The organism is Parasynechococcus sp. (assembly GCF_042954245.1).
In the GTDB taxonomy this organism is placed as follows: domain Bacteria; phylum Cyanobacteriota; class Cyanobacteriia; order PCC-6307; family Cyanobiaceae; genus Parasynechococcus.
In genome coordinates this window covers 1-4529 of sequence record NZ_JBGKDP010000013.1, presented here as the reverse complement: position 1 = coordinate 4529, position 4529 = coordinate 1, and the positions used below count along the sequence as shown (strand labels likewise).

Genomic DNA, 4529 nt, shown 5'->3' with positions numbered 1-4529 from the left:
CGTGCACCGCCAGGTGGCGGGCAGCACCCAACACCGTGCCATCACCCCCCAGCACCAGGGCCAGGTCGGGCATCGAGTCTTCAACAGCCAGCAAGCCGGGGAAAGGATTCACCCGCGGCCCCGACATCGCAGTGACCACGTGGGAGCCCAGAGCTTTCAGCTCTTTGGCACATTGCCTGGCTTCACGCTGGGCAGGCTGGCTGTCGGCCCGATAGATCACCCAGACCCGATCGAGACGCATGACCCAGTTGTGCGGGGGTTACCAGCGCAGCAGGTTGAACTGCTCCATATCGACGGTAACGCGATTGCGATAAAGCGACAGCAGGATCGCCAGACCGACAGCGGCCTCAGCGGCGGCCACCGTGATCACGAACACAGCGAACACTTGGCCGCGAATCAGATCACCATCCACGAAGGAGGAGAATGCCATCAGGTTGATGTTCACGGCATTGAGCATCAGCTCAATGCTCATCAGCACGCGCACCGCATTGCGGCTGTTGATCAGGCCCCAAACACCGATGCAGAAGAGCATGGCAGCCACTAAGAGGTAGGCCTGCAGGGAGGGAAGCGTGGCAAGAAAATCGCTCATCAGTCCGCTCGATTCATCAGCAGAGGAGTACGGGCCTTCTCGATCAGGCCTTGATCGGCCACCTCACCGGTGACCACATCGGTGGCCAGAACATCACGACGGGCCAGCACGATGGCGCCGATCATGGCCGTCAACAGCAGGACCGATGCAACCTCAAACGGCAAGAGGTAATCGGTGAACAGGTGTTCGCCAATGCGGGCCGTGGCTTCTTCACCCACAGCGGCAGGACCGGGCAGCGACCAGGGGGTGATGACCACAACACGAACCAGCAACGCCAGCAGACCCACGCAGACGCCGGCGGACACCACACGGCGCGTGGTGAGATTGGCGATGGCCTTGAGATCTTCCCGCTTGTTCACGAGCATGATCGCGAACAGGATCAACACATTGATCGCGCCCACGTACACGAGGATCTGGGCCATGGCCACGAAACTGGCGTTCAGCAGCAAGTAAAGCCCTGCAACGGCGGTGAACACCCCGCCCAGCAGGAAGGCCGAATAGACGATGTTGCTGAGCAGCACCACGCCCAGGGCGCCGACCACCACAACGGCGGACAGCACCAGGAAACAGATCAGCTCGGTGGTTGTCGCGATGGTCATGCGTCGCCCTCCTTGGCCTCACTGGAGGATTGTCCCTCATTCTTGGCAGGAGGGGTAAGGGTCTCCAACACCTGAGACGGCAGCTGGCCAGCCCGGGGGCGATCGGCAGCGACACCGTGGGGATCCATTTCACCCGCGGGCAGATAGACGAGTTCCCGCAGAGGAACAACTGAGGGATCGGTGGTGACGCTGGTGGGAAGGCGTCCGAGGGCAACGTTGTCGTAGTTGAGGCTGTGGCGATCAAAAGCCGCCAGCTCATACTCCTCCGTCATCGAGAGGCAGTTGGTGGGACAGTACTCGACGCAGTTGCCGCAGAAAATGCAAACGCCGAAGTCGATGGAGTAGTTGCGCAGCTCCTTCTTCTTCGTTGCTTTGTTCATCACCCAATCGACCACCGGAAGGTTGATCGGGCAGACCCGCACGCACACCTCACAGGCGATGCACTTGTCGAATTCGTAGTGAATCCGACCCCGATAACGCTCGGACGGAATGAGCTTCTCGTAGGGGTACTGCACCGTGACGGGACGGCGCTGCATGTGGTCAAAGGTGACCGAAAAGCCTTGGGCCAAATTCCGGGCTGCATCGACTGCATCCCGGGTGTAATCACCGACCTGTTTGAGGAAGCCGAACATGGTCTGAAGGGGAGAGAACGAAGCGGAGCCGAGAGCGCGAAAATCCTAAGTAGGAAAACCTAGCCGCCGAATGCAACGGGGAAAGCGAGCTTGAGGGCTGCTGTCACCAGAAGGTTCACCAGGGACAAGGGCAGCAGGAACTTCCAGCCCAGATCGAGCAGCTGGTCAATGCGCACGCGGGGGGTGGTCCAGCGCAGCAGGATCGCCACGAACACCAGCAGATAAGCCTTGAGCACCGTCATCACGATGCCAACGGTGCCCGTGATCACCTGCACCACGGGGGCATGAATAGGCTGATCTAACCAGCCGGCCAGCCATTCTACAGGGATCGGGAAACTCCAGCCACCGAGATACAGAACGCTGACCAGGACGGCCGAGAGCACCAAGTTGATGTAACCCGCCAGGTAAAAGAGGGCGAACTTCATGCCCGCGTACTCGGTCTGGTAGCCAGCGACCAGCTCTTCCTCAGCTTCGGGAAGGTCGAAGGGCAGCCGCTCACACTCGGCCAGGGCACAGATCCAGAAAATCAGGAAGCCCACCGGCTGACGCCAGATGTTCCAACTCAAAATGCCGGCACCGGTCTGCTGACCCACGATGTCGACCGTGCTCAGCGAGTTGGTCATCATCACGATGGCCAACACCGCCAGAGCCAGGGGAATTTCGTAGCTGATCGATTGAGCCGCGGCCCGCAGTCCCCCGAGCAGCGAATACTTGTTGTTGGAGGCATAGCCGCTCATCAACAAGCCGATCGGCTGAATGCTGCTGAAGGCGATCCAGAGGAAGATCCCCACGCCCACATTGCTGATCAGCAGGTTCTGGCCAAAAGGAATGATCAGCCAGGAGATGATCACCGGCACCACCACCAGCACCGGGCCGAGGGTGAACAGCAAGCTGTCGGCCCGCGCCGGAATAATGTCTTCCTTGACAAGCAGCTTGAGGCCGTCGGCCAGGGGCTGAAGTACGCCCAGGGCACCGGCATATTCCGGACCGATTCGCTGCTGGACGGCGGCGGAAATCTTGCGTTCCAGCCACACCGAAACCAGCACACCCACCACTGCAGCCACCAGGACCAGCAGCATCGGCAGCGGCAGCCAAAGCAGCCTCGCCACCTCCGGGGAGAAGCCAAACCCTTGCAGGGCCTGGCTAAAGCTCAATTCCAGGTCCAGTCCCGGACTCACCATGGTGTCGACGGAAGTGGATGCAATTTAGGCGGCCGGAGCCGAGACGCGCTCTTCAATGGGCATCCAGGAGCGTGGCTGGGATCCGGAGTAGATCTGCGAAGGCCGGAAAATCCGGTTCGCCCCGAGCTGCTCCCGCCAATGGGCCAGCCAGCCGGCGACCCTGGCAATGGCGAAGACAGGCGTGAACAGATCCCTGGGAATGCCGAGCTTTCGGTACACCAGGCCCGAATAGAAATCGACGTTGGGATAGATGCCTTTGGGGCCGAGGCGGGACGCTGCTTGGTCTTCGATCGCCCGGGCCACGTCGTAGAGGTCGTCATGGCCGAAGCTGGCGAACATCTCCTCCACCAGGGCCTGCAAGATCACGGCACGGGGATCTTTCACCTTGTATTCCCGGTGGCCGAAGCCCATGATTTTGCGCTTGGCCGCGATGGCCTCATCCAAGAAAGCGCCAGCGTTCTCGGGACTTCCCACCTGCTCGAACATGGCGAGGACATCTTCATTGGCGCCACCGTGGAGTGGGCCCGCTAGGGTGCCGACGGCTGAAGCCACAACAGCGTAGGGGTCGGTGAGGGTGCTGGCGGTGACCCGGGCACTGAAGGTGCTGGCGTTAAGGCTGTGCTCGGCATGGAGCATCAGGCATCGATCAAAGATCCGCGCCGCCAGGGGATCCGGCTCACGTTCGGTGAGCATGTAGAGGAAATTGGCGGAGTAGGCCAAATCATCCCGGGGCTGGATTGGGTCCTGGCCTTTGCGGATCAGCTGAAAGGCCGCCACCATCGTGGGGATCTTGGCGATCAGCCGCACCACCGCGTCATAGATGTACTGCGGGTCGTCGATCGCCCGGCGCGAATAGAACAGCCCCAGGGAAGCGGCACTGGACTGCAGCGCGTCCATCGGGTGGCCGCTGGCCGGGAAGCACTTCATCATATCCCGCACTCGGAAGCTGACTCGCCGGTGCATCTGCACAGCGTGCTCAAACTCCGCCAGCTGGTCGCGGCTGGGTAGCTCTCCCCAGATCAGCAGGTAAGCCGTTTCCAGAAAGCTGCTGTTAGCCGCCAGATCCTGCATCGGGTAGCCGCGATAGGTGAGCAGCCCCTGCTCTCCATCGATGTCGCAGATCGCCGACTGTGTTGCCGGCACGCCATCCAGGCCTGGACGCAGTTCGATCCCGGTCCGCGCATGGCGCAGGTCGCCTGTCTGCTGCTGGGCCACCGCCTGATTGCCTCTAAGAGCAACCTAAATCGTCAATCAACAGTGCTGGCCGAAGCAAAGCCTTCAACTGCTACTGGCCCGAGGAACGATGCAGCTGGATCACGCCGGCTTTCTTCAGCACCAGAGCACCCGGGGCACACCCCAGAAGACCGCAGGCTAGATCGCCAAGATCCGGCTCATGGCCCACTAGACCGAGGTATCCATCACAGGACGTCAGCAACGTTTCCAGGGCGCCTCCAGGTTGAAGGCATTCGTCCACCGCTAGCTCTGGAGCGAGCCACGCCTCCAAAGCCAGTTCCGCCGTTTGCAGAGC

General features: G+C 61.2%; 6 protein-coding genes and 1 pseudogene. All 7 read right to left on the bottom strand.

Annotated elements, in window-relative coordinates:
• Positions 1–241: NAD(+)/NADH kinase (locus tag ACGVJ8_RS00585; RefSeq protein ID WP_392345007.1), on the bottom strand; the 241-nt coding region annotated here is incomplete at its 3' end.
• 18 nt (positions 242–259) lie between these two features.
• Positions 260–589 carry an NADH-quinone oxidoreductase subunit NuoK gene (gene nuoK / locus ACGVJ8_RS00580; RefSeq protein WP_038552705.1) on the bottom strand — a complete coding sequence of 110 codons (330 nt, stop codon included), beginning with the start codon at positions 587–589 and terminating at the stop codon, positions 260–262.
• Positions 589–1188 (bottom strand): NADH-quinone oxidoreductase subunit J, encoded by a 600-nt coding sequence (locus ACGVJ8_RS00575; protein WP_392345006.1) that lies wholly within the window; start codon positions 1186–1188, stop codon positions 589–591. The genes nuoK and ACGVJ8_RS00575 overlap by 1 nt, the downstream gene beginning before the upstream one ends.
• Positions 1185–1820, bottom strand: a complete 636-nt coding sequence (gene ndhI, locus ACGVJ8_RS00570) for an NAD(P)H-quinone oxidoreductase subunit I (protein WP_392345005.1) — start codon at positions 1818–1820, stop codon at positions 1185–1187. Before ndhI ends, ACGVJ8_RS00575 begins: the two co-directional genes overlap by 4 nt.
• A gap of 59 nt (positions 1821–1879) precedes the next feature.
• Positions 1880–2998, bottom strand: coding sequence for an NADH-quinone oxidoreductase subunit NuoH (gene nuoH, locus ACGVJ8_RS00565; protein WP_392345008.1), 1119 nt, complete (start codon positions 2996–2998; stop codon positions 1880–1882).
• A gap of 27 nt (positions 2999–3025) precedes the next feature.
• Complete coding sequence (locus ACGVJ8_RS00560) at positions 3026–4216, bottom strand: citrate synthase (protein ID WP_392345004.1); 1191 nt, start codon at positions 4214–4216, stop codon at positions 3026–3028.
• Positions 4217–4286: 70 nt separating this feature from the next.
• Positions 4287–4529 (bottom strand): annotated as a pseudogene (locus ACGVJ8_RS00555) (phosphohistidine phosphatase); the annotation flags it as partial.

Bases quoted from the DNA above. Each gene is read 5' to 3' on its own strand.
- nuoK (WP_038552705.1), bottom strand. From the start codon at position 589: ATGAGCGATTTTCTTGCCACGCTTCCCTCCCTGCAGGCCTACCTCTTA.
- ACGVJ8_RS00575 (WP_392345006.1), bottom strand. From the start codon at position 1,188: ATGACCATCGCGACAACCACCGAGCTGATCTGTTTCCTGGTGCTGTCC.
- ndhI (WP_392345005.1), bottom strand. From the start codon at position 1,820: ATGTTCGGCTTCCTCAAACAGGTCGGTGATTACACCCGGGATGCAGTC.